Raw genomic sequence first — 25682 nt, forward strand, 5'->3', positions numbered from 1 at the left:
CAAGTATATTGCGCGGGCGTGACATGCTGGTCCATGGGGCGATTGACAGACAGGAGCCATGCCCATGATCGAATTACTGCGCGCGCCGTTGCTGGCAGATATGCTTCATGGCTTTGCCGGGCGGCGCGGCGGGGTGTCGGACGGGGTGCATGGCGGGCTGAACGTCGGGTTGGGGTCGGCGGACGACCGCGACGCGGTGCTTCGTAACCGCGATCTGGCGCGCGACGCGCTGCTGCCGGGCGCTGCTCTGGTGACGGTGCGGCAGGTGCATTCGGCCGATGCCGTGACGGTGACCGGCCCCATCGCCGAAGAGGACCGGCCGCCCGCCGACGGACTCGTGACCGATCGGCCGGGGCTGGTGCTGGGCATATTGACTGCCGATTGCGTGCCGGTGCTGTTCGCCGATCCGGCCGCCGGTGTCGTCGGCGCGGCCCATGCGGGGTGGAAGGGGGCGATAAGGGGCGTCACCGATGCCACGATCGCGGCGATGGCGGCGCTGGGCGCGCGGGTCGAGCGAATCGCCTGCGCGATCGGGCCATGCATCGGTCGCGCCTCCTATGAGGTGAGCGACGAATTCGCCGCGCGGTTCGAGGGCGAGGATGCGGCCAATGAGCGCTTCTTCACGGCCGGTCGGCCGGGCCATTATCAGTTCGACATCGCCGCCTATGTCGCCGCGCGGCTCGCCAATGCCGGCGTTGAGCGGATCGCGATGCTGGACGAGGATACTTACAGCCAGCCTGATCGCTTCTTCAGCTACCGCCGCGCCTGTCATCGGGGCGAGGCGGACTATGGCCGGCAGATATCGATGATCGCCCTGCCGGGGTGACACACCCCTCCATCGTCGCTGTGCCCTCAAAATAAGGGGTTGGAGCCGGCTGCGCTTTGTGCCAGATCATATATGATAGCAAATGAGGCGCAGCGCGTCCGGGGAGGATGGGGTGAAACGGATCAGGCGGACATGGGCCGGCGCGGCGATGCTGCTGGCGGCGCTGCCCCTGCCCGCCGGCACCGCGCCCTTGCCGCCGGCGCGCATCCTGCTGTTCGCCGGACCCAAGCAGCATGGGCCGCCAGGCCGGCACGAATATGAGAAGGATCTGCGCGAGATTGCCTGGCTGCTGGAGCATAGCGGCGCGAGCCGGGCGGTGCAGGCGCAGGTGATCGTTGGCGAAAAGCCGCGCGACATGGCGCTGCTGGAGCAGGCGGACGCGATCGTCATCGACGGCAATGGCGACTGGCTGAAACGCGAGACCGGCGCGCTCTTCCCCCAATATGCCGAGACGGACGGCCTGAATTATGATGGCCCCACGACGGCGGCGCTTACGGAATTCGACTCGCTGCTGAAACGGCGCCAGACGGGCCTCGTCGTCTATCACTACACGATGTTCGTGGATAATCGCGCCGGGCGCATCTGGCTCAGCAACTGGCTGGGCGGATCGTGGATACCCTATGTGTCCCACAATCCGGTCGATACATGGGCGATCCGACCGAGCGGGGCGAAGCATCCGATCCTCAATGGCGTGAAGCCCTGGACCCCGCGCGAGGAGATGTATGCCCGCTATTTCCTGCCCGACAATCCGGGCCGCACTTTGCTGTTGACGGGCAAGCCCGCGAGCGCGGCGAACGGGAGCGGCGGGCCGGTCGCCTGGGCCTATCAGCGGCCCGGTGGCGGGCGGTCGATGGTGTGGGGCGGCAACGATTTTCATGACAATATGCACCTCTTCCCGCAGCAGCGCCGCTTTCTGGTCAACGGCATATTGTGGGCGGCCGGGGTCGACGTGCCGCGCGGCGGCGCGAACGACCAGATGCCGCCGGAATATTGAGGATGGGCAAGACCATGACACTGAAGGCCGCCGCTTTCGCCGTCGCCGCGCTGCTGCTGCCGCAGGCGGCATTGGCCGAGGATGGCTTCTTCTCGCGCGATCAGGTGATCCGCCATACGCCCGAATGGACCGGCGAGCGCTTCCCCGACGGGCGGCCCAGGGTGCCCGACGCGATCCTGGAACGGATGCGCGACGTGACGCTGGAGGAAGCCTGGGCGACGCTGCGGAGCGCGGGGTATAATCATCAATATGAGGATGGGTGGCTCTCCATCTTCCCCGACAAGGTGCTTGTTGGCCGCGCGCTGACCTCGCAATGGCTGCCCGGCCGGCCCGACATCCAGACGGTACTGGAAAAGCAGGGCGTGGCGGACAAGCGCAAGGGCGCGATGAACGCCTGGCCGGTGGACATGCTGCAAAAGGGCGACGTCTATGTCAGCGACCATTTCGGGTTGAAGCAGGATGGCCCGTCGATCGGCGACAATGTCGGCAACGCCATCTACGCCCGCAGCGGCAACGGCATCGTCTATGACGGCGCGATCCGCGACATTAATGGCCTGAAAGAGCTGCCCAATTTCGTGTCCTTCGTCCGATCCTACGATCCGTCGCACCATTTCGGCGCGATGGCGACGGGCGCGCGGCTCAATTCGACCATGGTCGGCATCAACGGGCCGGTCCGCATCGGCAAGGCGACGGCGATGCCCGGCGACATTGTGCTGGGCCGCGACGGCGGCGTGCTGTTCATCCCGCCGCAGCTCGCCGAGAAGGTCGTGAAGCTCTCCGAAAACACCCGGCTGCGCGATATGTTCGGTCATATGCGGCTGCGCGAGGGCAGATATACCGCCGGGCAGATCGATACGAAATGGACCGACGCGATCGAGGCGGACTTCTTCGCCTGGCTCCGGGCCAATCGCACCAAACTGCCGGTCAGGCCCGACGCGGTCGACCAGATCATCCGCGATTCCGAAGCCGGCATCCCCTACGAAGGCTGACATCTAGAAAGGACTATCGACATGACCCTCCGCCTTGCCCTGACCCTGCTCTGCATCGGCGTCGCCGGATCGGCGATGGCCGCCACGCCGGCGCAAGTGGTCGCCCGCCATGTCGAGAGCATGAAGGTCGGCACGCTCCAGCCGATCTTGGACGATTATGCCGCCGACACGGTGGTGGTGACGCCGCAGGGGCTGGTCGCCGACCAGATGCCTGCCAAGGGGCCGGGCATCTTTTCGGGGCAGGCGCAGGCGCAGCGCGTCTTCGCGACGCTGACAGACAAGGATCACCACCCCGGCATCAAGGCGATGGAAACGGTGATCGAGCCGTCTGGCCCCGACAGCGTGATCCTGCACTGGGTCCAGAACAAGGGCCAGCCAAGCCAGGTGTCGGGCAAGGACGCCTTCATCGTGCGGAACGACAAGATCATTTTCCAGGCGATCTACGTCGATTGATGCCGCGTCACGGGCGGGGCGGCGGCGAAACTTGCCCCTCCCGCCCTTTCGCCCTATGCGCCCGCGCATGACCAGCAAGAACGCCCCCGATCCCGCGCTGCTCGCCAAGGCGGAAGTCCTTGTCGAGGCGCTGCCCTATATGCAGCGCTATGCCGGCAAGACCTTCGTCGTCAAATATGGCGGCCATGCGATGGGCGACCCCGAAGCCGCGCGCGACTTCGCCGAGGACGTGGTGCTGATGAAGGCGGTGGGCATCAACGTCATCGTCGTCCATGGCGGCGGGCCGCAGATCGGCGCGATGCTGAAGAAGCTGGGCGTCGAATCGCAGTTCGTCGGCGGCCTGCGCGTGACCGATGCGGAAACCGCCAAGATCGCCGAGATGGTGCTGGCGGGATCGATCAACAAGGAAATCGTCGGCTGGATCGCGGGCGCGGGCGGCCGGGCGGTCGGCATTTCGGGCAAGGACGGCGGCCTGGTCGTGTGCGAAAAGGTGCTGGGCAAGCGCGAGGCGGACCCGAACAGCGGGATCGAGCGCAATGTCGACCTGGGCTTCGTCGGCGATCCGGTCTCGGTCGACCGCTCGATCCTCGATACGTTGAGCCACAGCGGCATCATCCCCGTGGTCGCCCCGGTCGGCATCGGCGCGGACGGGAATACCTATAATGTCAACGCCGACACGATGGCGGGCGCGATCGCGGCGGAAGTGAAGGCGTCGCGCTTCTTCCTGCTGACCGACGTGCCGGGCGTGCTCGACAAGCAGGGGCAGTTGCTGACCGATCTCGACCCGGAGGCGATCCACGGGCTGGAGGCAGACGGCACGATCAGCGGGGGCATGATCCCGAAGCTGGAAACCTGCGTGCGCGCGGTCGAGGGCGGAGTGGACGCCGCCGTCATCCTCGACGGGCGGGTGCCCCACGCCATGCTGCTGGAAGTGTTCACCGATCGCGGCGCGGGAACGTTGGTCAGGAAATAGACCCTGCGCGCCGACCCGCTCCCGTCGTTGGTGGAACGGCGCTTGTCCCCGCCCCGCCCGCTCGGCTAGAGCGGCGCGACGCATCCAACGGAGACCCCTGTGGCCTACGCGCTCTATCAGATCATCGTCATTCTTCTGGACGTCCTGTGGTGGATCATCATCATCCAGGCGATCATGAGCTGGCTGATCGCCTTCAACGTCGTCAACACGGGCAATGATTTCGTCCGCACCGCGATGGTGGCGCTCGACCGCATGACCGCGCCGATCTACAACCCGATCCGGCGGGTGTTGCCCAATCTGGGCGCGCTCGACCTGTCGCCGATGGTCGTGCTGCTCGCCATCCTCATCATCCGGCAGGCTATCTTGCCGCCCTTATTCGGGATGGTGTGAGCGCCTGGAGCATTGCGGGCGACGACCTGCTGCTGCGCGTCCGGTTGACGCCCGGCGCGGCGACCGATGCAGTCGGGGGCGTATGGACCGATGAAAAGGGCCAAAGCTGGCTGTCGGCGCGGGTGCGCGCCGTGCCGGAGAAGGGCAAGGCCAACGCCGCGCTGATCGCGCTGCTGGCGCGGTCGCTCGATCGGCCCCGCAGCGCGATTTTGCTGGAGTCGGGCGACACCAACCGGCTAAAGCGTGTGCGGATCATCGGCGGTGGCGGCGCAGAGGCGCGTCTGGCCGCCCTCCTCGACACATAATAGGGACGCACCCATCATGACCATCGGCAAGATCATCGACGGCAAGGCTTTCGCGGCCGGCCTGCGCGACCGGGTGGCCGACGGCGTCGCCGCGTTTGTGAGCCAAGCGGGGCGCAAGCCGGGCCTTGCCGTCGTGCTGGTGGGCGAAGACCCGGCGAGCAGCGTCTATGTCCGCTCCAAGGGCAAGATGACCGTCGCGGTCGGCATGGAGAGTTTCGAGTTCAAGCGGCCCGACAGCATCGGCGAGGAGGATTTGCTCGACCTGATCGAGGAGCTGAACCACGACGATCGGGTGGACGGCATCTTGGTGCAGCTTCCCCTGCCCGCTCATATCGATGAAGCGGCGGTGATCGGGGCGATCGATCCGGCCAAGGATGTCGACGGATTCCATGTCGTCAATGCCGGGCGGCTGGCGACGGGCCAAGACGCGCTGGTGCCCTGCACGCCGATGGGCTGCATCATGCTGCTGAAGGACGAGCTGGGCGACCTGTCGGGCCTTGAGGCAGTGGTGATCGGCCGCTCCAACATCGTGGGCAAGCCGATGGCGCAGTTGCTGCTGGCGGAGAGCGCGACCGTCACCATCGCCCACAGCCGCACCCGCGACCTTGCCAGCGTCGTCCATCGCGCGGATATCGTCGTGGCGGCGGTGGGCCGGCCCGAAATGGTGAAGGGCGAATGGATCAAGCCCGGCGCGACGGTCATCGACGTCGGCATCAACCGCGTGGCGGACGATGAGGACGCGGGCAAGACCCGGCTGGTGGGCGATGTCGCCACGGCCGAGGCGCTGGCCCATGTTCGCGCGATCACGCCGGTCCCCGGCGGGGTCGGGCCGATGACGATCGCGGTGCTGCTGCGCAATACGCTGGTCGCGGCGCACGCGCGGGCGGGCCTCGCCAAGCCGGAGGGGCTGTGAGGAGGGCCGCGCTGATCGCGCTGGCGGCGGGCGCGCTGATCGGGGCGAAGCCGCCGATGCGTTTCCAGCCCGATCCCAGCAGCGTGATCGCGGCGGAGATCGCCTTCAACCGGCTGGCGCAGGAAAAGGGACAATGGACCGCGTTCCGCGAGACCGCCGCCGACGACGCGGTGCTGTTCGTGCCGCAGAAGGTGGCGGCGAAGGAATGGCTCAAGAAGCAGGCCGATCCGCCCAAATCCGTCAGTTGGGCGCCCTCGATCGTCTATGTCGCGTGCGACGGCAATGTCGCGGCGAGCACGGGCAACTGGACCCGGCCCGACGGGTCGGTCGGTTATTTCACGACCATCTGGCGGCGCGACAAGAAGGGCGCGTGGAAATGGGTGCTGGACCATGGCGACCGGCTGACCGCGCCGCGCCCCGCGCCGGAGTTCCTGACCGGCAAGGTCGCGACCTGCAAGCGCGGGCAACGCCCGGAAGGGCCGCCGGCCATGCCCGCCAAGGGCGAGCGCCCCGCGCCTCCGCCCGACGAGAGCCTGCTCTGGACCGCAGACGTCGCCCCCGACAACAGCCGCCGCGTGACCGTGAAGATGTGGACCGGCGAGGCTTATGATATGGTGATCGACGACAGGGTCGCGGCGTCATGATCGCGCTCTTCCTCTCCGCCTTCGTGACGCTGTTCGTCGTCATCGACCCGCCGGGCTGCGCGCCCATCTATGCAAGCCTGACGACCGGCGCGAGCGCGGCGCAGCGGCGCGCGATGGCGATCCGCGCCACGGGCATCGCGGCGGCGATCCTGCTGGTGTTCGCGCTCTGGGGCAAGCAGCTGCTGGGCGTGCTCGGCATCCAGCTCGACAGTTTCCGGATCGCGGGCGGCATCATGCTGTTCATCATCGCCATGGACATGGTGTTCGAGAAACGCACCCAGCGCCGCGAGGATCGCGCGCAGAAGATCGTGGAGACGCCGGAGGTGGAGGATGTCTCCGTCTTTCCCATGGCGATGCCGATGATCGCCGGGCCAGGGTCGATCGCTACGGTCATGCTGCTGATGTCGCGCGCGGACGGGCTGATCGAGCGCGGCGTGGTGCTGAGCGCTGTCGTGCTGACGCTGGCGCTGATGCTGGGGTCGTTGCTCGCGGCGGGGCCGATCATGGCGCTGTTGGGCGCGAAGATCGAGGCGGTCATCACGCGGTTGCTGGGCGTGCTGCTGGCGGCGCTGGCCGCGCAGTTCGTGATCGACGGGCTCAAGGCGAGTTTCTAAGCGCGCCTCACCATAACACCCCCCTTACCGGCGTGGCCGGCTCGGGCGCGGGGTCGCCGATCGACTGGAGCAGGTCGATCTCGATGGTGCGGCACATGGCGGTCAGCGGATTGTCGTGCACCGTGTTGGCGAAGGGATCGACCAGATCGTCGCCGATCCGCAGCACGGCCATGAACATGAGGCCCGCCACGGTGGAGCCCAGCGGCGTCGCGAAGCCCAGCGATTCGACCAGCCCGATCGGCAGCGCGATGCAGAAGATGTGGGTGAAGATGGTCGGCAGATAGCGATACTGCACCGGCAGCGGCGTGTTCTTGATCCGCTCCATCCCGCCTTGGGCGTTGGAAATGTCGACCAGCAGAGCCTCCATCTGGGTCTGCTGGATGGTGTCGATCCAGCCGTTGCGCCGGGCGATGTCGATCCGTCGCCCGGTGCTGTCGAGCAGACCGTTGGCGGGGTTGGTCCGCGCGAGCGCCTTGCCCTTGTCCTCCTCGGTCAGAAATTTGGTGACCTCCTCGCCGATCGGCTGGCGGCGCAGCTGGCACCGCAGCGCGTTCACATAGGCGATCTGGCGCTTGACGATCTCGCGCTTCACGTCGCGGGCATCGGGGTCCGGCATGAAGTTGCGGGTCGCGCGCGCCAGGCTGCGCGAGGCGTTGATCATCGCGCCCCAAAGCGTGCGCGCTTCCCACCAGCGTTGATAAGCGCTGTTCGAACGGAACCCCAGGAACAGCGCCAGCGCCGACCCGAAGATGGTGAGCGGCAGTTCGGGCGCCTTGAAGGGGAGCAGATAGTAAGTGATCGTGACCGCGCAGTCCCAGACGAACAGTGCGGTGAGCGGCTGCCACACTTCGGATGCGATGCGGCGGAAACTGGGGATGGGATCGACGATCATGCGGGTCTTTCCGAAAAGAGAAATGCCGCAACGCAGCATTCGTCAAGATGCTCCGCCATTCCCGCGCCGCAACGAAAAGTTACGGACGGGCGGCCCTATCGCAGTTTCGCAATCGACAGCCCGTCCTGTTTGGCCCGCGCCTTCACCGACTCCTCGCTGCGGGGCAGCGCCTTGGCGATGGCTTTCAGCGCCATCCCCTTCTTCGCCAGCGTGTGCAGCTTCTGGATTTCGTCCTGGGTCCAGGGCTGCTTGTGGCGCTCGAAGCGATCTCCGGCCATGGGGATCAATCCGCGAAGGGATCGCGCACCAGGATCGTGTCCTCGCGCTCGGGGCTGGTGGAGACGAGCGTGACCGGGCAGCCGATCAGCTCCTCGATCCGGCGGATATATTTGATCGCCTGTGCGGGGAGGTCCGCCCAGCTGCGCGCGCCGGCGGTGGTGTCCTGCCAGCCTTCGATATCCTCGTAGATCGGCTCGGCGCGCGCCTGATCCTGCGCGTGGGCGGGCAGATAGTCGAAGGTCCGATCGCCGATGCGATAGCCGACGCAAATCTTGAGCGTCTCGAACCCGTCAAGCACGTCGAGCTTGGTAAGCGCTATGCCGGTGACGCCCGACACCGCGACCGACTGGCGCACCAGCACCGCGTCGAACCAGCCGCAGCGGCGCTTGCGCCCGGTGACGGTGCCGAATTCATGGCCGCGCTCGCCCAGCCGCTGGCCGACGTCATTTTCCTGCTCGGTCGGGAAGGGGCCGGAGCCGACGCGGGTGGTGTAGGCCTTGACGATGCCGAGCACGAAGCCCGCGCCGCCGGGGCCAAGGCCCGTGCCGCTCGCCGCCGTGCCGGCCACCGTGTTCGACGAGGTGACGAAGGGATAGGTGCCATGGTCGATGTCGAGCAACGTGCCCTGCGCGCCCTCGAACAGGATGCGCTTGCCCGCCGCCTTCGCCTGGTTGAGCGTCAGCCAGACGGGCTTCACGAAGGGCAGGATGAAGGACGCGATTTCGGTCAAGTCCGCGATCAGCGCGGCGCGGTCGATCGGCGCTTCGTTGAAGCCGGCGCGCAGCGCGTCATGATGCGCGGTCAGCCGGTCGATCTGCGGGCCGAGATCGTCGAGATGGGCAAGATCGCACACGCGGATCGCGCGGCGGCCGACTTTGTCCTCGTAAGCCGGGCCGATGCCGCGGCGGGTGGTGCCGATCTTGCCGGCGCCGGACGCATCCTCGCGCAGCCCGTCGAGGTCGCGGTGGAAGGGCAGGATCAGCGGGCAGGTTTCGGCGATCTGGAGATTGTCGGGCGTGATCTCCACCCCCTGCCCCTTCAGCTTCGCCACTTCATCGCGGAAATGCCAGGGGTCGAGCACCACGCCATTGCCGATGACGCTGAGCGTGCCGCGCACGATGCCCGAGGGGAGCAGCGAGAGCTTATAGACCTTCTCCCCCACGACCAGCGTGTGGCCGGCATTGTGCCCGCCCTGGAAGCGGGCGACGACGTCGGCGCGCTCCGACAGCCAGTCGACGATCTTGCCCTTGCCCTCGTCACCCCATTGGGCGCCGATCACGGTCACATTTGCCATGGATACAATCCTTCCGCCCGCCACGGTGACCGGCCATGCCCTTCGACGGGACTCGACATGCCGGTGGGATGAGGGACGCGGGGGCGTCCGAATGCGGGGCGCGGGTTAGACGGGTGGGCGGGGCGCGTCAAGGCTGGCGGTGGAGGGGCGGCGGGCGCGTGCGCGTGACGTGACAGGGCGAAGTTCACACTGTTGTCGGGCTTTTTGACGGGAAGCGCCCGCGACGCGCTCGCGACGCGCCGCCGACGCGTCACTGAGGCGTCACCTGGGGTAGGGCTGCGCGTCATCAGGTGAAGCGCGACAAAAGCTTTTTGAGTGTCGGACAAGAGATTTTGTAGCACTTCGCTCTTCCCTCAGAAGCCTCTAAGCGGGTCCGAAAGCATCCTTGAGAGCTCGCCACGCGAGCGCTGCAGCCAGGCTGCAAACCCCGTTACCGGCTCCCCTGGTCCGGTCCAGCCGATCGGCCATCCCATCATCAGTTCGTAGAACAGCGGGTTGCAGGTGAGGCCAGCGAGAGAGGACTTGCTCCCATGCGTAAAGCTCACCCGGACCTGGTGCGAACAAGGGGAGGTCGCTGATATCGAAACACCGAGCGCCCGGAGGATCAGCCAAAGTTGTGTCCATGCCCGGGTCGCATTCTCCAGCGAGATTTGGCCGCTGCTGCCTTCTGATATCTCCTTCGGAGCTACCGGCTGAACGGATCCGCCGCATACGATCAGATCGGGCACATAGCCCGCGTCCGACGCCGTCGGCGTGGGCCAGGAGGAAGAGGCGGCGTCGCCGGTGGCCTGCGCCAACTTCTCGCGCCGTGAACAGTCCCGCCTTAACGCTGTAGCCCATGCGTTGAAGGTCTCTGACGACGTCGGACAATCCCAGAGAGAGGTGCCCTTCGACATTTTCGCAGAACACCCAAGGGGCTTCGACTTCGCCGGCGATGCGGGCGACGTGAGGCCAGAGGTGACGCGGGTCGTCTGCTCCTTTGCGATTGCCGGCAGTGCTGAACGGCTGGCACGGGTAGCCGGCAGAGACGATATGAACCTTCCCACACCAAGGTCGGCCGTCGAAGGTTCGCAGGTCGTCCCAGACAGGAGCCGGCGCCAAGGACGCGTCTTCCATCCGCGCCACGAGAGTGGCCGCTGCATGGGCTTCCCGCTCGACATAACACACAGTCCTATATCCGGGTTCGGCAATGTGAAGCCCGAGATCGAGCCCTCCGTAGCCTGCGCATAGTGAGATGCCCCGAACTTCGGCATTTTCGGCACATGAAGCCACAATTTCATTCCCCTGATGCCGCTCCGGCTGCGGTCGTTTGGGGGCTCACTGGCCTCGTGATCGTGTATCGCCGGCATCGCCGACATTTGATTTCGATATCAGCAGCGATAGCGGCTGGGGCGGCTTTAAACAATAAGGCCCGGCAACCCGGACATCTGAACTCTTCCTTCACACTTTGCATCCCAAAAACCCAGCTGCCGGGGTGCCCGGTGGCGGGGATCGACTGCGCCTGATCAGCGCTGAGATGCAGGGTCTCTTCCTGCGGTTGAGGGGCGTTGGCGCGCCCCTTGCCCCCCGCCTGATCGGGCGGGGAAAACCCGTTCAATATTGTTCGATGAAGCTCACCGTCGTCGTCGCGGAACAGGCGGCATAGATCGCCGCGCCGGTGTCGAGGGTCAGCGAAGCCCCCACGGTCGCCGGCAACGGAAAGCCGGTTGATGTCGTGACGCCCGTGTTGCCGAAGGCGCAGGTGTTGGCCGCCCCGACCGAAAGCATGATCTTGCCCCGGCCCGACCGCGACGCCGCGACGAGCGTGCTGGACGTGCCCACGCTGACCTGCCCGGTGGCAATCGTGCCGGTGCCTTTGCCCACTACGTAGAGGCCGGTGGTATCGCCCCGCGTGCGATCCCAGCTGGTCCCGTTGAACACGAAGGGCGCGGACCCGAGGATCAGGCCGGTGGTGGTCCCCGCCGCGTCGCCCAATATGGTGCCGATCCGGGTGTTGACGAAGCCGTCGGTGCCCGTCGAGACCGAAGTGCGTAGCCGGGCATTGAGGCTGCCCGCGCTGTCGAGCTGAAGATCGCCCCTGGTCCCGTTGGCCAGCGTGGGCGGCGTGGTGTTGAAGATGCCGCCCGTGCCGATGTTGACGGACCATGGCCCGGACTGGGTCACCGCCGTCGTGGTGGCAGCGGTGCCGTCCTGGTTGAGCAGCACCGTACCCGAAGCGCCCACGACATTGCCGAAGCGGTCGGTGGCGGTTGGGAGGGTGACGGACTGCGCCACGGCCGGCGCGGCGATTGCCAAGCCGGCGATCAGGCAGAAACAGGAAATGATGCGCTTCATGGATGTTCCTTTCAGTGACCGATGGCGAACCAGTCGAAGGTGGCGGGGAGGTGGTCGCCCGACGTGGCGACGTTGAAGCCGTATTGATCCTTGGAGATGATGCGGACGACCTCGTCGCTCTCGTCGCCGTCGTCTGGATTGTTGGTGAGCGCGAAGACGACCCGCCAGCAGGCGGTGGGAAACGGCTCGGCGAAGACGTTGCCGCCCTCGCTGCCGCCGCCCCATTTGAGGATGACCGGCCCGATCTGCAGCTGTCCGGTGGCGTCTTCGCTGTAACTGACCATGTCGCTCAGGGCGGACGCGATGGTCGCATTCACGAACTGGTTGATCGCCTGCGCCATCTGCGCGCTGTCGAGGGGGTTGAGCGGATTTGTGCCGAGCAACTCGATGACGTTGCAAATCTCTTCCTGGGTGGCGGTCAGCCACTGGCCGGTGACGATGGTGGCCGGGGGTGGCGATGATTTGAAGCCATTTTCGGGCGTGGCTCCCTCGCTGTCGATCCTGAACAAACGGGCCTCCTGCTATTCGGTCGGATAGGTGAAGATGACGTGGGTGTGGGCGGGCTTCGCCGCCTGGAATACGCACTCGAGCGAGGAAGCAGCGCCGCCTTCGAGCAGCCGCTCGCCCGCGCGCGAGCCGGCGCGGAAGAGGATGAAGGGCGTCACGTTGACCACCTCGACCCGCCAGACGAAGCGCCAGCGCCCGGCCGCGACCTCGGCCGCGAGCGAGGGGGCGTAATCGTCCACGTCGGGATCGAATTCGTGGATGACGATCTGATACCCCATCGTCGCGGCCAGGCTGACGAAGAAGGCCGGCGTCTGGCCCGCCTGATAGGCGAGCTTGCGCCACGCGGCCCGACGCCGCGCGTCGATCTGGGTCTCCGCCGCCGTGCAGGTGTCGGGCAAGCCCAGCACAGCCTCCCAGTCGCCCAGCATCTCGCTCGCGGTGCGGGGATCGACCTCCTCCAGCAGCGCATGGGCGCGCGCGTCCAGGCGCGCGCATTCCTGGGCGAAGGCGGAGAGCAGCGCCGAGAGCATCGACCCGGTCTCGCGCGCCCAGGCTGCGCCGCGCGGCAGCAGCGCCTGCATCTGCGCCAGATAGGCCGCTGCCGCCATCACGCCCATGTGATGGCCCCCAGCGTGAAGATTTCGCCAGCCGCCGCGACCTGGTTGGTCGTCGGGCTGGTCAGCACATGGTCCGTCTCGCCCGCCGCCACCGATATCGCCTCGCGGACATGGCTGATGAGCAAGGTGCCGCCCGGCTCCGCCTCCCGCGCGATCAGGTCATCCAGCTCGGCCGCCACCGCCGCGCGCACGGCCGGCGTGTCGGGCATCAGCTCGATGGTGAGGTCGAGCGGATCGGCGACCGGGCCGGCGACGGTCACGTCCGCGCCAACCGGCCGCAACGCTTCGATGTGCGTGGCAACCGCCGTCACGTCGCCAGCCCCGGGAATGATGTCCTCGCGATCGTCCATCACGAAGAGCAGCTTCACCGTGCCGAGCCCGTCCCAGTTCGGATAGACCCAGGCGCGCGTCACGCCCGCGACTTCCTTGGCCCAGTCGATATAGTCCGTGCGCTTGCCGCCGGCCGGCTGGTTCCGCATCCGCTCCAGGATGCGCGCGCGGTGCCGCTCCTCGCTTTCCTCGTCGACGCCCCCCGCGATTCCCCCGGCCGCGACAACCGCGTTCGCGCTCACCCCCGCGACTGGCGATACGAAGGTCAAGGCCTGGCCGGCCTCCATGTTGCCGGCCGCGCCCGCATCCTGCGCCGTCACCGTCGGGGTGGCGGTGCCGCCCGTGATCGTCACGTCGGCGGCGGTGGCGTAGCGCGCGCCATCGGCGCGGGCGAGGATCGTGCCGGCAACCACGACGACGCCGTTGGTCCCGGCCAGCGTCACCGGCCCGGTGGCGAAGGTCGCCGCCAGGCGGGGCTTGCCGAACATCGATCCCCAGCGCAGCAGCAGGTCGCCTTCGGCCTGGTCAGGCAGGAAGCGCGAGATGCTGTCGAGCAGCCCATAGAGGCCGAACATCGCCCCCGCGAACACCCGCGCCAGCACGTTGAGCACGCTGCGGCGCAGGCGGCTGTCGCTGCCGGGCAGGCGCGCGGTGATGTCCGCCTGGATGCGGTCGATCAGCTGGGTCAGGGTCGGGCGGGCGAAGCTCATGAAACGGTCCTGGTCGAAAGAAGGCGATTGGCCTCGGCGTCCCACAGCAACTCGATCGCCACGCGCACGCCGGTCGGCCGGGCGATGGTGACCGCGAGGAGCAGAGCGCCCTGCGGCGCGACGGCGGTCGGGCGATAGACGGTGGCGGTGACCGCGATCGAGGCGGCGATGCCGTCGGCGATCATCCAGGCCAGCGCCTCCCGCGCATATTCGCGCGCGCGAATCGCGACGGCATCGGTCGCCTTGGCGCGCTCGAGCAGCCAGAGCCGCGACCCTGTCCGGTCGTTCGGCTCGTTGCCGACATCACCCCACCAGCCGCGCCGATCGCCGCCCTCCTGGGGCAGCGTATCGTCGGCCGCCGCCTGCGCGTCGGTGAAGAGCGAGATGATGACGGCGGTCCGCAGCCCGTCGTCGGTGGCGAGGTCGCCGCCGATCAGGGCGATGTCCGCGACCAGCGCATCGTCGGCGAAGGCGAGCGCGATATCGGTCATGCCGGCACCCCCGGCTTGTGCGACACGAGCTTGATCGCTTGGCTGAGCGACCAGCTGCCATCGACGCGGATGACCAGCGTCGCGCGCCAGCCATTGGCGTAGCGCGCATGGATGCGCCGCAGCCGTCGCCCGTTATCGAAATGGGCGAAGGCTTCGATAGGGTCGCCATCGCCCGCCAGCTGGCCGCACGCGCGCAGCTGGTCCGCGACCATCGCCATATTTTCGGCCGACACGGCCACCTTCTGCCAGGCGCGGTTTCCGCGCCGCTGGGGAGACGCGGCCCTCATGCGATCTTCACCTTGGATGAACCGCCGGTGATGGCGCTAGCGCTGACCGTGTCCGTCTTGCGGGCGGCGTCCAGGCTCGCGCCTTCGCCGATCAGAATGCTGCCGCCATCGATCAGCGTCTCGCCACCGCCCCGGATCGCCACATCGCCGCCGGCATCGACGTTGAAGTTGCCCTCGGTCTCGATCGACACGCCAAGCGGGCTGAGGATGCGGATGCCGTCGCGGCCGACCAGCACCTGCTGGGCCTGATCATCGTAGAGCGCGACTTCGCCCTCCTGCAGCCCCTTGAGGCGATAGCGCCGATCCGCGACGCACAGCACCACCGAATGGCTGCGCGTGCCACCGACCGCCAGCGCCACCGCTTCAGCGCCAGGCCTGGGGTGCGCGGCATAGCCATAGGGCTGGAAATGCTCGACGCCGTCCTGCGCTTCCTCATCGAGCAGCTCGATTTGGATCGTCTGCATCGTCTTGCTGTCATCGACCCGCGACAGCAGCGCGCGGCCGACCAGCATGCGGATGCGCCCCGCCTGCGCGGCCAGCGCCGCCATCATGCCGGGGTTGCTCATGCGTCGCCCTCCCAGGTCGCATGCTCGCCGCAATAATTGTCGGCATAGACCAGCGGCCAGATGGTGCGGAAATGGGCGTCGCTCTGGTCGAGCAGCGGGGCATGGCGGCGGCACTGGCCGCGCGCGGGGCGGCCGTCGAAGCCGCGCTGGACATGCGGCGGGCTGAAGAACAGGCAGGTGGCGCAGCGCAGAACGGCGCGGGGATCGTTGCTCATGCCTTTTCCTTCTCGGCCAGCTGCGCCATCGCCTCGGGCGGCGCGCAGCTCAGGGTGGCGACGGTGCCGCCTTCATCCTTGGTGAGCGTGACGGCGGTGATGAGCAGCACATCGTCCGCGAATCCCGCCGCCGCGCATTTGACCCGCACGCGCAGGTTCGGCCGCCAGAGCTGCCCGCCGGGTGCCACCCGCCAGCCCGCGACGACGATCTCCACGCCCTTCGACCGGCCGGCGCGCACGCCCGCCTCATATTTCGCCCGCGTCTGCGCGCTGGCCCCGTCGCTCTGATCCTCGGCGACCAGCAGCAGCGGCCGATATCGGCGCACGCCGGCATCCTTCGCCTCGCCCCTGATCTGGCTCACCGTCTTGCCGTTGCGATCGTCGTCGCCCTGCGCCTGGCCCTTGACGATATAGTCGGAGAAGCGCTCGCGATGATCGAACCGGCCCCGCGCATCCTTGATGTTGACGCCCAGCTCCAGCACCGCGACCGGCGCGGCCTTGGTAGGCGTGGTGATGACCAGGTCGCCGGTTGGCGAGGGGATCGCGATCAGCCCCCGGAAGCGCAGCAGCCGCTCGATCGCCGCCTGCACCGTCTCGCCCTGCTGCAGCGCGAACTTGGCGATCGGCGCGCCGGTCGCGGCCTCGACCGTCACCTTCAGCCCGAACGGAGCGACCAGGTCGGCCGCGATCTGCTCCAGCCTGGCGCGCGTCCAGCTGCCCGGCTTGTGGATCGCGGAACAATCGGCCAGGTCGCCCGTGCGGTCGCGCCCATCCACCTCGATCCCATGTTCCTGCGCGTTGATCGCTTGCGAGACCGCATCGACCCAGCCGTCGATGACCGTCTCGCCGCCGATCTTCAGCTGGCAGCGATCGTCTGGCGCGATCGCGATGGTCGCGCCCGCCGCATCATCCTTGGTCGACAGGCTGAGGCGAAACGCGCCGCTGATGGCGTCCAGCGCCAGGACGACCGACACGCCGGTCCATCCGCCAAAGCGCGTGCCGCCGATCGCCAGCTCGACGTTTTCGGTAAGGTCGGGCGAACTAGCCATAGCGCGCCTCCGCCCCCAGCAGCTGCAGCGTCCGCCCGCCCGGCACGAAACCGGGATGGCGGATGCGGTTGCGCGCCACGATGTCGCTGGCCTGCGCCTCGACATTGGCCGGGTCGCCATAGAGCCGCTGGGCGATGACCAGCACCGGCTCGGTCGCGGCCGGGGTGAAGCTGCGGAGCCGTTCCAACGACGCCCCCCGCGCGGTCAGGTCGACCGTCACCGCCCGCGCCAGCGCGTCATATTGCGCTGCGCCAGCGTCGTCATGCGCGTCCGCCTGGCGCAGCGCCAGCGCATCGAGCCGCTCGACCGCACCGTCGCGCGCGGCGACGGCGTCGTCATAGGAGGCGAAGTCGATGCCGGCGAGGCAGCGGACCAGCTCGGCCGAGGCGGCGAGGTTGACCAGCTGCACGATCGCCGCCTGGTTCTCGGCCTGCTGCGCGCGCGCGGGGGTGAGCGGCGCGACGACGTCCAGGTCGCCGCCAAAGTCCATCAGCGCCCGTGCCGCCCGCGCGCCGCCCGATCCGCCCCCGGCGATCGCGGTCAGCGTCTGCACCGTGCGGACGACGGTGAGGCCCAGCTCCAGGGGCTCGCGCAGCAGCGCCCCGGCATCGCCCAGCAGGCCAAGGTTCGATGTGAGGAAGCTTAGCGTCGGGCCGATCCCGCCGCTCAGCGCCGCCTGCGCCTGGACCGCGAGAGCTGCATATTTGACGACGTCGTCCGCCGCCTGCTGGACGAAGCCGATGGCGCTGGCGACGTTGATCCCTCGCGCCGCCGCGATCGGAGCCGCCGCCGCCGCCTCGTCGGCCGCCGCGGTCGCCTGCGCCTGGGTGTCGCTGGTCGCGGTCGCCGGCACTGGCAGGCCGCTCTCGACGAACTCGATCGAAAAGCGCGCGATGCCGCCATCGTCGGTGGCGCTGTCCCGTCGCGACCAACCCTGTTCGGGCACCGCAACCTGCATCGCGCCCAGCCAGGGATGCACCAGCGTCCCCGCGCCTGGCTGGTCGAGCGCGTCGGCCAGCGCGTTCGCCCCGGCGGGATAGTCCGCGCCGACGACATGGCATTCGATGCGGTAGCTGCGCGCGCCGCGACCCAGATCCTCCCAGACGGGCTTTTCCGCCTGGGGGAATTCATGATTGACGCCGCGCCGCCCGCCCGAGGTCTCATGGTCCTCGGTGCGGAACGGCACACCGCGAAAGCTGCCCTTCTGCCAGCCGTCGGGCGCGCTCATGCGAAGCCTCCCATGGCGCGAGCGAACCAGCAGCGACATGCTCGCCAAAATCCGGCGCCTCGCCGCCGCGACATGGCAAGGCTGATGGCGGCCTCGATCTCGGCGCGGGCAGAGGCCAAATCCGCTTTGGTGACGACTGACTTTTGCGCACTCATGCGAAGCCTCCCATGGCACGGCCGGTGTTGACCTCAAGGTCGAGATTGGTGGCGGCAACCTTGGTCGGGCGCACCGACACGCCCTTGTCGGTGGTGACGTGCAGCTTGATTTCACCCTTGGCAGCTGGGGCGGCGGGTTTCAGAGGGGCGCGGGTGCCCGCGCTCGGACGCGGCACGGCTGGAGCAAGCCGGGGGCGCTCATTGAGACCTCGCATCCATGTGCTGTTATCGGGACGGCCGGTCCGCTCGCCCCTTAGACCACCTCGCAGTTGAGGTCCGTTGTAGGGCTTGTCCTTCTTACCGCCGTATTCGCGGTCGAGCTGGTCGATCTGCTGACGAATGCGCCCACGCTCCTCATCGCCGACAAACCAGCCGTCGAGCCGGCGCGTCAGGTTCTCCCGCGCGACAGTGTAGCGCCATTCGCTATAGGCTCGCGCGGCACGTCCGATGAACGCTGCCGCTTCCGTTGCTGCGGTCGCGACAGCCATCATCCCGTCCGCCACATCCCGCCATGGGACGCTCTTCGCAAACTCAACAGCCGTATCGACCATCTCTCCGAGTTGGTCAGAAATCTGCTTGGCCCAGCGCTCCAGTGACCCGTTGGCCTCCATCTTGTCTAGCCAGTCGAGGAGGTCTTGCAGCTTTCCCTTGATCTTGTCGAAGAAGCCAGCGTTGGCGATGCGGAGCTGGATGCCGCTCAGCTTGTCTTTGATGTTGCTCCAGATGCCTTCGAACGTCTTCGACCGGCGGATCATTGAGCCGCCATATTTTTCGTCGAAGATACTGAGGACGGCTTGCCGGATGCTCGCCATGCTCTTGCCAACGGTTCGCTCTGCGTCCTTCCCTGCCTTGTTGATGTAGGCGAAGGTGACTTTGTCCCCCTTGACTGACGTGGTGATGTTGAACTCTTTCAGCCGCTCGAATTCGCCGGTCTGAGCATCCGCCACAGCCTCAATCGCGGACATTAGGTCTTTTCGAGCGCCCGACGCTGCGTCACCCATATTCTTCATCGCGCCGCTCATCGGGTCGATGCCCACCCCGCGCGCCCGAGCAAAGGCGTCGGTCACTTCCTCCAGTTCATAGGGGGTGTCCCGCGCAAATTTGGCTACCCAAGCAAGCGCCTTCTTCGCCTTTTCGACGGACCCCTCAGTGCCTTCTAACTGCGCCTGAAATTGTTCAAATTGCGAGCCGGTGCGAATGGTGCCGGTTACAAGCCACGCCAGCGCCGCGGCGCTGCCGGCGGCAATGCCAGCGGCCCCCCATCGGACCGACCACAAAGCCAGCTCCTTCGCCTTGGTTGCCGCGAATCGCAGCCCCTTGCCCGCGCCGATCGCACCTATCTCGATCGACTTCAGGCCCACCCATTTGGCGCTCAGCAGCCCCGCGCGCCCGAGCGCGCGACCCCGGTCCGCGACGCGGTCGAGCGCGTCGGCGGTGCGGAGCGCCGCGCGGGTCCATTTGATGAAGTCGGCGCTGACGCGCGTCACCTGCCGATCGACATCGCCGACGCTACGGGTCGCCTGCTTCGCTCTGTCGGTCAGGTCCTTGACACCGGCTGCGGCCTGGCGCGCGGGGCGGGTCATCTTGTCCACGGCGCGCGCCGTCGCCTCGACCGCCTTGGCAGCGGGCTTGGCCTTGTCGGTCAGCTCCTTGACACCCGCCGCCGCTTGTCGGGCGGGACGGGTCATGCGATCGACCGCTTCCAGGATCAGCGATAGCTTCACTCTTCGTCCCCCGCCTGCTCGGCGATACGATCAAGCTCGCGCAGCCACCGGGCGATCTCGGGCCAAGTGAAGCGCATTAGCTGGTGGCGAGGCCAGCCGAAGCCGGCCTCAAGCTCGGTCAGGCACCGCCGCCAGTTTTCGGGCCACCGGGCAAATGCGCGAAGGCCCGATCGCCCAAAGGGCCGATATCCCTTGCCGGCAGCTTCTTGACCTCGGCCAGCGTCAGCCCGCTCAGCGCGGCGATCATTTCCAGAACCAGGCGCATCCCGGTGAATTCATCCACCAGCAGCATGTCCTCGCCGGTCGGGTCGCGCATCTCGACCACTTCGATCGTGCGCGTCGTCGGGCCGTCCGCGCCGTCATAGGTGATGGTGACCGGCTTGCTCAGCCTGTAGGGCGCGTCCATCAGCGCACCTCCTCGGCCGGCTTGGCATAGGCGACCGCCTTGGCCTTGCCGTCGCTCGTCGTGAGCGGCGGCGCGCCTTCGCTATAGGCGCTCCGCATCACATAGGTACGGCCATTGTCGAACTCGACCGAGATGGTCGCATCGACCATTGCCGCCCAGGCGGAAGCGCTGAAGCTCCCCTTGGCGAGCACGCTGATCTCCAGCTTTGATGGCCGTACGCTCGACTCGCGAAACGCCCCTGCCTCATAATCGCCCGGCACCGGCTCGCGCGTGACGCCGCCGATATCGAGCGTCGTGTCACCCGCCGTTTCCATCAGCTGCCCATCGACCCGGATCTTCGCCCGCCCGATGACCTGGTTCTTGTTCGCCATGCTTTAGGTCCTTCTGATTGGCCGCTGAGATGCGGCTCAGAGCTTGAATTCGATGCGCGCGGCGAACTGGAGCAGGCCGTTGGTGACATCGGGGGTGAGCTTGAAGTTGAGCTGGGTGCGGTTGGTCGCGTCGCGCTCGATGATGAGGCCGGCGATGAAGCCGTCGACATCTTCCATGAGGCCCGCTTCCTCCCACTCGCGCGCCAGCGCGATCGTCTCGGCGCGGACGGCGGTGATGGTGTCCTCGGTCAGCTTGGCGCGCGGGAATTTCTGCAGCATGCGCGCGCGCCAGCTGAAGCGGTAATAGGCCAGCGTCGCCATCGTCGTGATGTCGAGATAGCTGGGATCGTCCAAGCCATAGGCATTGACCTGATAGGTGGAGATCATCCGCTCCATCGCCACCTCGCTCGACGGCGTGACGGTGAAGGTGGAGATGCCGTCGCGCAGCAGCAGCTCGCGCTCGGTCGCGGTGAAGCGATGCTCGATGCGCGGGGCGACGACGCCGGGCACCACAACCCCTGTCAGCGGCCGGGCCGGGTCCTTGGCCAGTTCCTGCGCTGCGATGACCGCAAAGGCGGTCGCCAGTTCGGCCGGCGGCGTTGGCACCCTGTAGCCGCCGACCAGCGTCACATGCGGGTCGTTGCGGGTCGCCCCAAAGGTCGCCAGCGTCGAAAAGCTGCCCGACTGGCCGGCCCATCCGCGCCCCTCGATCTGGCGCGTCGGGCTCCATCGGTTCGCCAGTTCATTGCCCAGCAGGGTGAGGTTGGTCGCGTCGTTGAGGCCCAGGACGAAGTGCTGGAACTGTTCGTCGCCCAGACTGGCGATCAGCCCCTGGATGTCACCGTTGGTCGCCCCGCTCGCCATGCCGACGATCGTGCTGGTCAGACCGGCCGGTATGACCTCGCCGTCATAGTGGTTCTGGCGGACGTCGATGTCGTTGCCGACGGTCCCCCGGTTGACTGCCGTCAGGGTGACGACGCCGGCCGCACTGGCGGCGACCACTGGCAGGTCCGGGCGCGCGGTGACCGCGGCCGCGATCGCGGTGGCGACGGCGGTGGCTGTGTCTCCGCTGGCGACACCCACCTGGATGTGCGTTCCCGCGATCATGTAGGCGAGCGTGCCATTGGCGGTGGCCGGCCCGGTGATGGTGATCGTGCCAGTCGCCGCCACCCCGGAACCATGATTGTCGATCGCGATGGCCCAGAGCTCGACCAGCGGATCGACTGCGAAGGCGGCGGCGATCATGCGCGCAAGCTGCGACCCGCGCCCGAACCAGGCGACGCCCTGGCCCGGCTCCAGCACGCGGCGCAGTTGGGCGGAGGCGACGCTGCCGGTGTTGAGCCGCTGCCCGATCAGCAGCACCTTGTTCGGCGCGGGCGGCAGGCCCTGCAGCGCATTGGCGTTGGAGATTTCCGCGCGCGCGCTCGGCAGGCGGCTGTTCGACGGGATCGCGTCGAAGGTGAAGCTGTTCACTTGTCCGTTCCTTCCTTCTTGGCGGCTGCGTCAGCCTTCTTCGCGGCGGCGGCGATCGCCTGCGCCGTCGTTTCCTCGACATCGCCCTGGTCGAGCCGGCGCAGCCAGAAGCTGTCGCGCGGCACCGCCTTGCCTTCGGGCGGCAGCGGTGCTGCGCCGGGCGAGGCGGGATCGCGGACGGTGAGGCCCGGCGCGGGCTTCACGAATAGGCTGTCGGTCATTCTTGCGTCTCCAGGTCGAGATGGTCGGTTGCGTCGGCATGGTCGTCGTCGGGCAGCTGCACGCCCGGCGCGACGGGGTCGGCGTCGATCGGCACGGGCGCGCCCAGCAGCGGGATGTCCCAGTTGGCGTGCAGCGCGAGCAGCTGCTCGGGATCGCCCTCGCCGACGATCGCGATGGGGAAGCGGCAGGACAGGACCAGGCCGTGGATAGACAGGAACAGGTCGGCCATCGCCTTCGACCGGGGAAGCGGCTGGCAATTGCCGACCTCGATCGGCGAGACGAGGTCCAGCCCCAGCATCTGGCCGGACAACGCCGCCGCCGCGCCCAGCGCCAGGCGATAGCTGCCCGGCTCGATAGCGGGGTTGGGACCGCCATGGCGATTCGCCGCCTCGTCTGGCCGCTTGCTGGTATTGCCGACCAGCAAGGCGAAGGTGCCGGTCACCTCCAGCTGCGCCCCATCGGCGGTATCGACGCGCTCGGCGTCGCTCCAGCCGGTGAAGGCGATCCAGGCGATCGGGCCGACGATCTCGCCCTTCTTCTCGGTGAGATAGCTCTCCCAGTCGTCGGGCAGGGTCAGCAGCCTGCGCCAAGCGAAGCCGAGCGGCTCCTCCAGTGCCTTCAGCCGCGCCAGCACGGCAAGCTCGATGGCGGCGATCATGGCACGGGCTTCCAGGGCGATGCGTCATGCGCCCAGGACAGCGCCGACCAGATGGCGAAGCACAGACCGAGCGGCAGCCAGAACAGTGCGATCAATCGGTCGCGCGGGCCGACATCAATGATCCCGCTGCGCCGCGCGTCGGACTGGAGCAGCCAGAGCAGGGCGCTGCCGACGAACCAGACAAGCAGGATGATGCCGAGGCCGATCATTGCGCCGCGCCCAGATAGTCGGCGATCTCGCCGAGGATGTCCTGCTGGACGCCCGGCGACATGCCGAGAAACTCGCGCTTGGGCGTGTTCGCCTTCCGGCTGTGCGCCTTCACCGTGACCGTGCGCGCTTCCTTCAGCTTCACGCCGAACACCTGCCGCAGCACGCGATTATGCGCTTTCACCTGCTCGGTGCCGTTCCACCCCTGATTATGGCGGCGCGCATAGACGACATTGGTCCCGATCTCGACCGACCGGGCATCGGCCCGATGCGTGATGGACTGGAAGAGGCGGCGCGTATCCTGAAGCGTCTTGCCGCCGGTTTCCTTCGCGCGGCGGGACTTCGGCCAGGGGACGCCGGCCGGGCTATGCTCGCCGGTGAAATTGTCGGCCACGTCGCTTTCGAGATAGGTGCCGATGATGTCCATCAGCGGGGTCATGTCCGCGACCTTGCCAATCAGCGCGAACAGCGCGCGCTCGACCTGGTCCTGCCCCTCGACCCGAAGCGTGAAGCTGTCGGACATCAGAAGCCCCCCAGCGTGTCGCGGCTGAAGGTGCGCGGCACGTCCGGCACGATCAGCGCACCCGACCGGGCGGGAATGTCCTGCTTCCCCTGGTCGATCTTCACGAGGCCGTTGGAAATGTCGCGCAGCAGCCGCATCGCGGCGGCCTCGCGGTCCTTCACGCTGTCGGACGGGGAGCGATGCAGCCGCGCATAGGCGATGTCGCAGACGATGTCGGTCAGCAGCGGCGGGATGGCGCGGCAGGGGGCCGGGTCATGATATTTGGCGACATAGCCCTCGGCGATCGAGGTCGCCAGGCGCAGCTTCATGTCGACCGCCGCGATCGCCTGCGCGTTCCACTCGGCCTGGTCGGTCAGTTCGACCAGGTCGGTGAAGCGGGCGCGCATGTCCTCGGCGGTGGCGAACACAAGAAACTCCTGAAATGGTCCTGGCGGGGCCGCCGATCGCGTCCCCCCGATATTCGGCCCCGCCCGGTGTCCGCCGCCCGTGCAGGGGCGGCGAGACGGGTCAGTCGCCCGCGCTGTCGGCCGGCTTGGCCTTGGCTTTGGTCTTTGCGGCCGGTTCGGCGGCTTTCTCCAGCTCGGCGATTCGCGCCTGTGCATCGGCCAGTGCCTTGCCCTGCTCGATCCCGTCGGCCTGCAGTTGGGTCAGCACCTTGCGATCTTCCGCCCAGGCGCTGGTCAGCGCGTCGAGCGACGGGAAGCCCTGGTCGGCGATCTGGCGCTGGGCGTCTTCCCAGGCATCCTGCGTCGCGAACAGGCGGTCGAGCCGGTCGACCAGCTGCGGCTGCGCCAGCACAAGCCCGCGCAGGGTGGCGTCGATGTCCACCTCGGCGATCTCGCCGACGGCGCTCACATCGACCAGCGGGGCCATGTCGATGAATGCCTGCAGCTCTTCGATCGAGAGCTCGCCCAGTTCCGGGTGAGCTGCGAAGCTGCCGTCGTCCTGCCCGAACAATACGGTGATGACCGGATCGTCGAGCAACCGGAGCAGGCCGGCCCCGTCCAGCGCCGCGATGGCGAGGATGACGGCGGTGGTGCCGGTGAAGGCCACGCCCCCGCGCCGATAGGGCGCGCGGGCGGACTGGAGCGAGACAGCGCCGCGCATCAGGCGAGCCACGCCGACGCGAGCACGCGCGCGGTGTCCTTCCACTCGTTGGTCTCGCCGCCGGTCGCATATTCGCTGTTGACGATCTTGTTGGCGGCGCTTTCCAGGCTGGGTGGCACCAGCAGCAGCGGCTTGGCCCCGGTGAGCAGGCCGAGCGGGCGGCCATAGTCGCCCTTCATGCCCATCAGCGCGGCGCGCGCAGCGGCGTAATTATCGCGGTTCAACGTCTGCTTGCTGCCCCAGGCAAACTGCCAAAAGCCGTAGCCGACATTGTAGCGGGCATCGACGCCGTAGGTGAACTTCTTGCGCCAGAAGACGCTGTCGTCGTTCACATTGTCCTTGGGGACGAATTGCGGCTTCTTCCGTTCCTGGAAGATGATCGGCTTGAGCGCGCGGCTGGTGTCGATCAGGAACCAGGGTGCGCCGGCGCCCCCATCGGTGTTCGCGACCGACTGGGCCACGCCGTTGGCGTCGAGGACCGGATGGTCAGTGTCGAAGAAATACTGCCCATCATAGCAGTTGGTGCTGAAGCCGGCCTTGAGCAGCGCGAAAACCAGCTCGCTCGGGTGCGCGGCGGTGGCGCGGCCCATTTCGTCGAACAGCGGACCATAGATGCCGAGATTGTCGTCTTCGATGTCGTTGCGGTCGACCTCGACGGTGTTTTCCCAGTCCTTGTTCTTGATCGCATAGCTGCCCTGGCCGATCGAGTTGACGACGCGGTCGCCAAGCCACTCGCGCATGCCGGGGACCTTGCCCAGCCAGCCATATTCTTCCTTGCCGGTGGTAGAGGTGACGACGGTCGCCACTTCCATGTGCTGGCCCGGCGCCTGCCCCAGCGCGCCCTGGAAGCGCGCCTGGAAGCCGGTCCCCAGCGTCTGCAGATTGGTCTTGTTCACAAGCATGTGCGGTGCGTCCTTTGTCGGATGTCAGCTTGGG

At 67.5% G+C, this 25682-nt stretch carries 35 protein-coding genes and 1 pseudogene; 10 read left to right on the top strand and 26 right to left on the bottom strand.

Annotated features, from left to right (window positions below; all coding sequences use genetic code 11):
* Positions 1–64: 64 nt before the first annotated feature.
* From pgeF to ACETPF_RS13225, 10 genes are all read left to right on the top strand, one after another.
* Positions 65–826: a peptidoglycan editing factor PgeF gene (gene pgeF, locus ACETPF_RS13180; RefSeq protein WP_373934962.1), complete on the top strand. Its 762-nt coding sequence runs from the start codon at positions 65–67 to the stop codon at positions 824–826.
* Between the two features lie 112 nt (positions 827–938).
* The gene (locus ACETPF_RS13185; RefSeq protein WP_373934963.1) at positions 939–1820 is read left to right on the top strand and encodes a ThuA domain-containing protein; all 882 of its coding nucleotides are present in this window, start codon (positions 939–941) and stop codon (positions 1818–1820) included.
* Positions 1821–1834: 14 nt separating this feature from the next.
* A complete protein-coding gene (locus ACETPF_RS13190; RefSeq protein WP_373934964.1) occupies positions 1835–2809 on the top strand; it encodes an RraA family protein in 975 nt (324 codons plus the stop codon).
* A gap of 21 nt (positions 2810–2830) precedes the next feature.
* On the top strand, positions 2831–3262 hold the full coding sequence (locus ACETPF_RS13195) for a nuclear transport factor 2-like protein (RefSeq protein WP_373934965.1): 432 nt from the start codon (positions 2831–2833) through the stop codon (positions 3260–3262).
* Between the two features lie 55 nt (positions 3263–3317).
* Entirely contained in the window at positions 3318–4235 is a 918-nt protein-coding gene (gene argB, locus ACETPF_RS13200; RefSeq protein WP_373934966.1) for an acetylglutamate kinase, read from the top strand.
* A gap of 99 nt (positions 4236–4334) precedes the next feature.
* Positions 4335–4625: a YggT family protein gene (locus tag ACETPF_RS13205; RefSeq protein WP_373934967.1), complete on the top strand. Its 291-nt coding sequence runs from the start codon at positions 4335–4337 to the stop codon at positions 4623–4625.
* Complete coding sequence (locus ACETPF_RS13210) at positions 4622–4930, top strand: DUF167 family protein (protein ID WP_373934968.1); 309 nt, start codon at positions 4622–4624, stop codon at positions 4928–4930. The genes ACETPF_RS13205 and ACETPF_RS13210 overlap by 4 nt, the downstream gene beginning before the upstream one ends.
* 16 nt (positions 4931–4946) lie before the next feature.
* The gene (gene folD / locus ACETPF_RS13215) at positions 4947–5843 is read left to right on the top strand and encodes a bifunctional methylenetetrahydrofolate dehydrogenase/methenyltetrahydrofolate cyclohydrolase FolD (RefSeq protein WP_373934969.1); all 897 of its coding nucleotides are present in this window, start codon (positions 4947–4949) and stop codon (positions 5841–5843) included.
* A gap of 56 nt (positions 5844–5899) precedes the next feature.
* Entirely contained in the window at positions 5900–6487 is a 588-nt protein-coding gene (locus ACETPF_RS13220; RefSeq protein ID WP_373935059.1) for a YybH family protein, read from the top strand.
* Positions 6484–7101 (top strand): MarC family protein, encoded by a 618-nt coding sequence (locus tag ACETPF_RS13225; RefSeq protein WP_373934970.1) that lies wholly within the window; start codon positions 6484–6486, stop codon positions 7099–7101. The genes ACETPF_RS13220 and ACETPF_RS13225 overlap by 4 nt, the downstream gene beginning before the upstream one ends.
* Before the next feature lie 7 nt (positions 7102–7108).
* Here ACETPF_RS13225 and ACETPF_RS13230 read toward each other — a convergent pair whose 3' ends face one another.
* The 26 genes and pseudogenes from ACETPF_RS13230 to ACETPF_RS13355 form a co-directional block, all read right to left on the bottom strand.
* The gene (locus ACETPF_RS13230; protein WP_373934971.1) at positions 7109–7993 is read right to left on the bottom strand and encodes a bestrophin family protein; all 885 of its coding nucleotides are present in this window, start codon (positions 7991–7993) and stop codon (positions 7109–7111) included.
* 95 nt (positions 7994–8088) lie between these two features.
* Positions 8089–8271, bottom strand: a complete 183-nt coding sequence (locus tag ACETPF_RS13235) for a hypothetical protein (protein WP_373934972.1) — start codon at positions 8269–8271, stop codon at positions 8089–8091.
* Between the two features lie 5 nt (positions 8272–8276).
* On the bottom strand, positions 8277–9566 hold the full coding sequence (locus ACETPF_RS13240) for an adenylosuccinate synthase (protein ID WP_373934973.1): 1290 nt from the start codon (positions 9564–9566) through the stop codon (positions 8277–8279).
* A 353-nt stretch (positions 9567–9919) separates the two neighbouring features.
* Positions 9920–10363 carry a hypothetical protein gene (locus ACETPF_RS13245; protein ID WP_373935062.1) on the bottom strand — a complete coding sequence of 148 codons (444 nt, stop codon included), beginning with the start codon at positions 10361–10363 and terminating at the stop codon, positions 9920–9922.
* A gap of 13 nt (positions 10364–10376) precedes the next feature.
* Positions 10377–10838, bottom strand: a pseudogene (locus ACETPF_RS13250) (DNA cytosine methyltransferase); the annotation flags it as partial.
* 321 nt (positions 10839–11159) lie between these two features.
* Positions 11160–11900 (bottom strand): hypothetical protein, encoded by a 741-nt coding sequence (locus ACETPF_RS13255; RefSeq protein WP_373934974.1) that lies wholly within the window; start codon positions 11898–11900, stop codon positions 11160–11162.
* Between the two features lie 11 nt (positions 11901–11911).
* Positions 11912–12409 carry a gp53-like domain-containing protein gene (locus tag ACETPF_RS13260; RefSeq protein WP_373934975.1) on the bottom strand — a complete coding sequence of 166 codons (498 nt, stop codon included), beginning with the start codon at positions 12407–12409 and terminating at the stop codon, positions 11912–11914.
* Positions 12410–12421: 12 nt separating this feature from the next.
* Complete coding sequence (locus tag ACETPF_RS13265) at positions 12422–13015, bottom strand: YmfQ family protein (protein ID WP_373935060.1); 594 nt, start codon at positions 13013–13015, stop codon at positions 12422–12424.
* Complete coding sequence (locus tag ACETPF_RS13270) at positions 13015–14064, bottom strand: baseplate J/gp47 family protein (RefSeq protein ID WP_373934976.1); 1050 nt, start codon at positions 14062–14064, stop codon at positions 13015–13017. Before ACETPF_RS13270 ends, ACETPF_RS13265 begins: the two co-directional genes overlap by 1 nt.
* Positions 14061–14555: a phage GP46 family protein gene (locus ACETPF_RS13275; RefSeq protein WP_373934977.1), complete on the bottom strand. Its 495-nt coding sequence runs from the start codon at positions 14553–14555 to the stop codon at positions 14061–14063. Before ACETPF_RS13275 ends, ACETPF_RS13270 begins: the two co-directional genes overlap by 4 nt.
* Positions 14552–14842 (bottom strand): hypothetical protein, encoded by a 291-nt coding sequence (locus tag ACETPF_RS13280; protein ID WP_373934978.1) that lies wholly within the window; start codon positions 14840–14842, stop codon positions 14552–14554. The genes ACETPF_RS13275 and ACETPF_RS13280 overlap by 4 nt, the downstream gene beginning before the upstream one ends.
* Positions 14839–15408 (bottom strand): phage baseplate assembly protein V, encoded by a 570-nt coding sequence (locus tag ACETPF_RS13285; protein WP_373934979.1) that lies wholly within the window; start codon positions 15406–15408, stop codon positions 14839–14841. The genes ACETPF_RS13280 and ACETPF_RS13285 overlap by 4 nt, the downstream gene beginning before the upstream one ends.
* Entirely contained in the window at positions 15405–15623 is a 219-nt protein-coding gene (locus ACETPF_RS13290) for a hypothetical protein (RefSeq protein ID WP_373934980.1), read from the bottom strand. The genes ACETPF_RS13285 and ACETPF_RS13290 overlap by 4 nt, the downstream gene beginning before the upstream one ends.
* The gene (locus tag ACETPF_RS13295; RefSeq protein WP_373934981.1) at positions 15620–16672 is read right to left on the bottom strand and encodes a phage baseplate assembly protein; all 1053 of its coding nucleotides are present in this window, start codon (positions 16670–16672) and stop codon (positions 15620–15622) included. The genes ACETPF_RS13290 and ACETPF_RS13295 overlap by 4 nt, the downstream gene beginning before the upstream one ends.
* On the bottom strand, positions 16665–17900 hold the full coding sequence (locus ACETPF_RS13300; RefSeq protein WP_373934982.1) for a DNA circularization protein: 1236 nt from the start codon (positions 17898–17900) through the stop codon (positions 16665–16667). The genes ACETPF_RS13295 and ACETPF_RS13300 overlap by 8 nt, the downstream gene beginning before the upstream one ends.
* A 151-nt stretch (positions 17901–18051) precedes the next feature.
* Positions 18052–19779: a tape measure protein gene (locus tag ACETPF_RS13305; protein ID WP_373934984.1), complete on the bottom strand. Its 1728-nt coding sequence runs from the start codon at positions 19777–19779 to the stop codon at positions 18052–18054.
* Positions 19780–19897: 118 nt separating this feature from the next.
* Positions 19898–20185 (bottom strand): phage tail assembly protein, encoded by a 288-nt coding sequence (locus ACETPF_RS13310; protein WP_373934985.1) that lies wholly within the window; start codon positions 20183–20185, stop codon positions 19898–19900.
* Positions 20185–20556 (bottom strand): phage tail tube protein, encoded by a 372-nt coding sequence (locus tag ACETPF_RS13315; RefSeq protein ID WP_373934986.1) that lies wholly within the window; start codon positions 20554–20556, stop codon positions 20185–20187. The genes ACETPF_RS13310 and ACETPF_RS13315 overlap by 1 nt, the downstream gene beginning before the upstream one ends.
* Before the next feature lie 36 nt (positions 20557–20592).
* Positions 20593–22029, bottom strand: coding sequence for a phage tail sheath subtilisin-like domain-containing protein (locus ACETPF_RS13320; RefSeq protein ID WP_373934988.1), 1437 nt, complete (start codon positions 22027–22029; stop codon positions 20593–20595).
* Entirely contained in the window at positions 22026–22250 is a 225-nt protein-coding gene (locus tag ACETPF_RS13325; protein WP_373934990.1) for a DUF2635 domain-containing protein, read from the bottom strand. Before ACETPF_RS13325 ends, ACETPF_RS13320 begins: the two co-directional genes overlap by 4 nt.
* Positions 22247–22909 carry a phage protein Gp37 gene (locus ACETPF_RS13330; protein ID WP_373934991.1) on the bottom strand — a complete coding sequence of 221 codons (663 nt, stop codon included), beginning with the start codon at positions 22907–22909 and terminating at the stop codon, positions 22247–22249. The genes ACETPF_RS13325 and ACETPF_RS13330 overlap by 4 nt, the downstream gene beginning before the upstream one ends.
* Positions 22906–23118: a hypothetical protein gene (locus ACETPF_RS13335; protein WP_373934992.1), complete on the bottom strand. Its 213-nt coding sequence runs from the start codon at positions 23116–23118 to the stop codon at positions 22906–22908. The genes ACETPF_RS13330 and ACETPF_RS13335 overlap by 4 nt, the downstream gene beginning before the upstream one ends.
* On the bottom strand, positions 23115–23639 hold the full coding sequence (locus ACETPF_RS13340) for a phage virion morphogenesis protein (RefSeq protein ID WP_373934993.1): 525 nt from the start codon (positions 23637–23639) through the stop codon (positions 23115–23117). The genes ACETPF_RS13335 and ACETPF_RS13340 overlap by 4 nt, the downstream gene beginning before the upstream one ends.
* The gene (locus tag ACETPF_RS13345) at positions 23639–24046 is read right to left on the bottom strand and encodes a phage protein Gp36 family protein (protein ID WP_373934994.1); all 408 of its coding nucleotides are present in this window, start codon (positions 24044–24046) and stop codon (positions 23639–23641) included. The genes ACETPF_RS13340 and ACETPF_RS13345 overlap by 1 nt, the downstream gene beginning before the upstream one ends.
* A gap of 100 nt (positions 24047–24146) precedes the next feature.
* Positions 24147–24746, bottom strand: a complete 600-nt coding sequence (locus ACETPF_RS13350) for a hypothetical protein (RefSeq protein ID WP_373934995.1) — start codon at positions 24744–24746, stop codon at positions 24147–24149.
* Entirely contained in the window at positions 24746–25648 is a 903-nt protein-coding gene (locus ACETPF_RS13355; RefSeq protein ID WP_373934996.1) for a Mu-like prophage major head subunit gpT family protein, read from the bottom strand. The genes ACETPF_RS13350 and ACETPF_RS13355 overlap by 1 nt, the downstream gene beginning before the upstream one ends.
* Positions 25649–25682: the final 34 nt, after the last annotated feature.

Source organism: Sphingobium agrisoli (assembly GCF_041877245.1).
Lineage (GTDB): Bacteria > Pseudomonadota > Alphaproteobacteria > Sphingomonadales > Sphingomonadaceae > Sphingobium.

What these genes read in the sequence shown, in the direction of transcription:
- ACETPF_RS13230 (WP_373934971.1), bottom strand. Translation starts at nt 7,993, where the DNA reads ATGATCGTCGATCCCATCCCCAGTTTCCGCCGCATCGCATCCGAAGTG.
- argB (WP_373934966.1), top strand. Translation starts at nt 3,318, where the DNA reads ATGCGCCCGCGCATGACCAGCAAGAACGCCCCCGATCCCGCGCTGCTC.
- ACETPF_RS13190 (WP_373934964.1), top strand. Translation starts at nt 1,835, where the DNA reads ATGACACTGAAGGCCGCCGCTTTCGCCGTCGCCGCGCTGCTGCTGCCG.
- ACETPF_RS13295 (WP_373934981.1), bottom strand. Translation starts at nt 16,672, where the DNA reads ATGGCTAGTTCGCCCGACCTTACCGAAAACGTCGAGCTGGCGATCGGC.
- ACETPF_RS13225 (WP_373934970.1), top strand. Translation starts at nt 6,484, where the DNA reads ATGATCGCGCTCTTCCTCTCCGCCTTCGTGACGCTGTTCGTCGTCATC.
- ACETPF_RS13330 (WP_373934991.1), bottom strand. Translation starts at nt 22,909, where the DNA reads ATGATCGCCGCCATCGAGCTTGCCGTGCTGGCGCGGCTGAAGGCACTG.
- ACETPF_RS13340 (WP_373934993.1), bottom strand. Translation starts at nt 23,639, where the DNA reads ATGTCCGACAGCTTCACGCTTCGGGTCGAGGGGCAGGACCAGGTCGAG.
- ACETPF_RS13270 (WP_373934976.1), bottom strand. Translation starts at nt 14,064, where the DNA reads ATGAGCTTCGCCCGCCCGACCCTGACCCAGCTGATCGACCGCATCCAG.
- pgeF (WP_373934962.1), top strand. Translation starts at nt 65, where the DNA reads ATGATCGAATTACTGCGCGCGCCGTTGCTGGCAGATATGCTTCATGGC.
- ACETPF_RS13310 (WP_373934985.1), bottom strand. Translation starts at nt 20,185, where the DNA reads ATGGACGCGCCCTACAGGCTGAGCAAGCCGGTCACCATCACCTATGAC.
- ACETPF_RS13335 (WP_373934992.1), bottom strand. Translation starts at nt 23,118, where the DNA reads ATGATCGGCCTCGGCATCATCCTGCTTGTCTGGTTCGTCGGCAGCGCC.
- ACETPF_RS13275 (WP_373934977.1), bottom strand. Translation starts at nt 14,555, where the DNA reads ATGACCGATATCGCGCTCGCCTTCGCCGACGATGCGCTGGTCGCGGAC.
- ACETPF_RS13255 (WP_373934974.1), bottom strand. Translation starts at nt 11,900, where the DNA reads ATGAAGCGCATCATTTCCTGTTTCTGCCTGATCGCCGGCTTGGCAATC.
- ACETPF_RS13315 (WP_373934986.1), bottom strand. Translation starts at nt 20,556, where the DNA reads ATGGCGAACAAGAACCAGGTCATCGGGCGGGCGAAGATCCGGGTCGAT.
- ACETPF_RS13265 (WP_373935060.1), bottom strand. Translation starts at nt 13,015, where the DNA reads ATGGCGGCAGCGGCCTATCTGGCGCAGATGCAGGCGCTGCTGCCGCGC.
- ACETPF_RS13195 (WP_373934965.1), top strand. Translation starts at nt 2,831, where the DNA reads ATGACCCTCCGCCTTGCCCTGACCCTGCTCTGCATCGGCGTCGCCGGA.
- ACETPF_RS13285 (WP_373934979.1), bottom strand. Translation starts at nt 15,408, where the DNA reads ATGAGCAACCCCGGCATGATGGCGGCGCTGGCCGCGCAGGCGGGGCGC.
- ACETPF_RS13325 (WP_373934990.1), bottom strand. Translation starts at nt 22,250, where the DNA reads ATGACCGACAGCCTATTCGTGAAGCCCGCGCCGGGCCTCACCGTCCGC.
- ACETPF_RS13280 (WP_373934978.1), bottom strand. Translation starts at nt 14,842, where the DNA reads ATGAGGGCCGCGTCTCCCCAGCGGCGCGGAAACCGCGCCTGGCAGAAG.
- ACETPF_RS13350 (WP_373934995.1), bottom strand. Translation starts at nt 24,746, where the DNA reads ATGCGCGGCGCTGTCTCGCTCCAGTCCGCCCGCGCGCCCTATCGGCGC.
- ACETPF_RS13235 (WP_373934972.1), bottom strand. Translation starts at nt 8,271, where the DNA reads ATGGCCGGAGATCGCTTCGAGCGCCACAAGCAGCCCTGGACCCAGGAC.
- folD (WP_373934969.1), top strand. Translation starts at nt 4,947, where the DNA reads ATGACCATCGGCAAGATCATCGACGGCAAGGCTTTCGCGGCCGGCCTG.
- ACETPF_RS13290 (WP_373934980.1), bottom strand. Translation starts at nt 15,623, where the DNA reads ATGAGCAACGATCCCCGCGCCGTTCTGCGCTGCGCCACCTGCCTGTTC.
- ACETPF_RS13355 (WP_373934996.1), bottom strand. Translation starts at nt 25,648, where the DNA reads ATGCTTGTGAACAAGACCAATCTGCAGACGCTGGGGACCGGCTTCCAG.
- ACETPF_RS13300 (WP_373934982.1), bottom strand. Translation starts at nt 17,900, where the DNA reads ATGAGCGCGCCCGACGGCTGGCAGAAGGGCAGCTTTCGCGGTGTGCCG.
- ACETPF_RS13220 (WP_373935059.1), top strand. Translation starts at nt 5,900, where the DNA reads ATGCGTTTCCAGCCCGATCCCAGCAGCGTGATCGCGGCGGAGATCGCC.
- ACETPF_RS13240 (WP_373934973.1), bottom strand. Translation starts at nt 9,566, where the DNA reads ATGGCAAATGTGACCGTGATCGGCGCCCAATGGGGTGACGAGGGCAAG.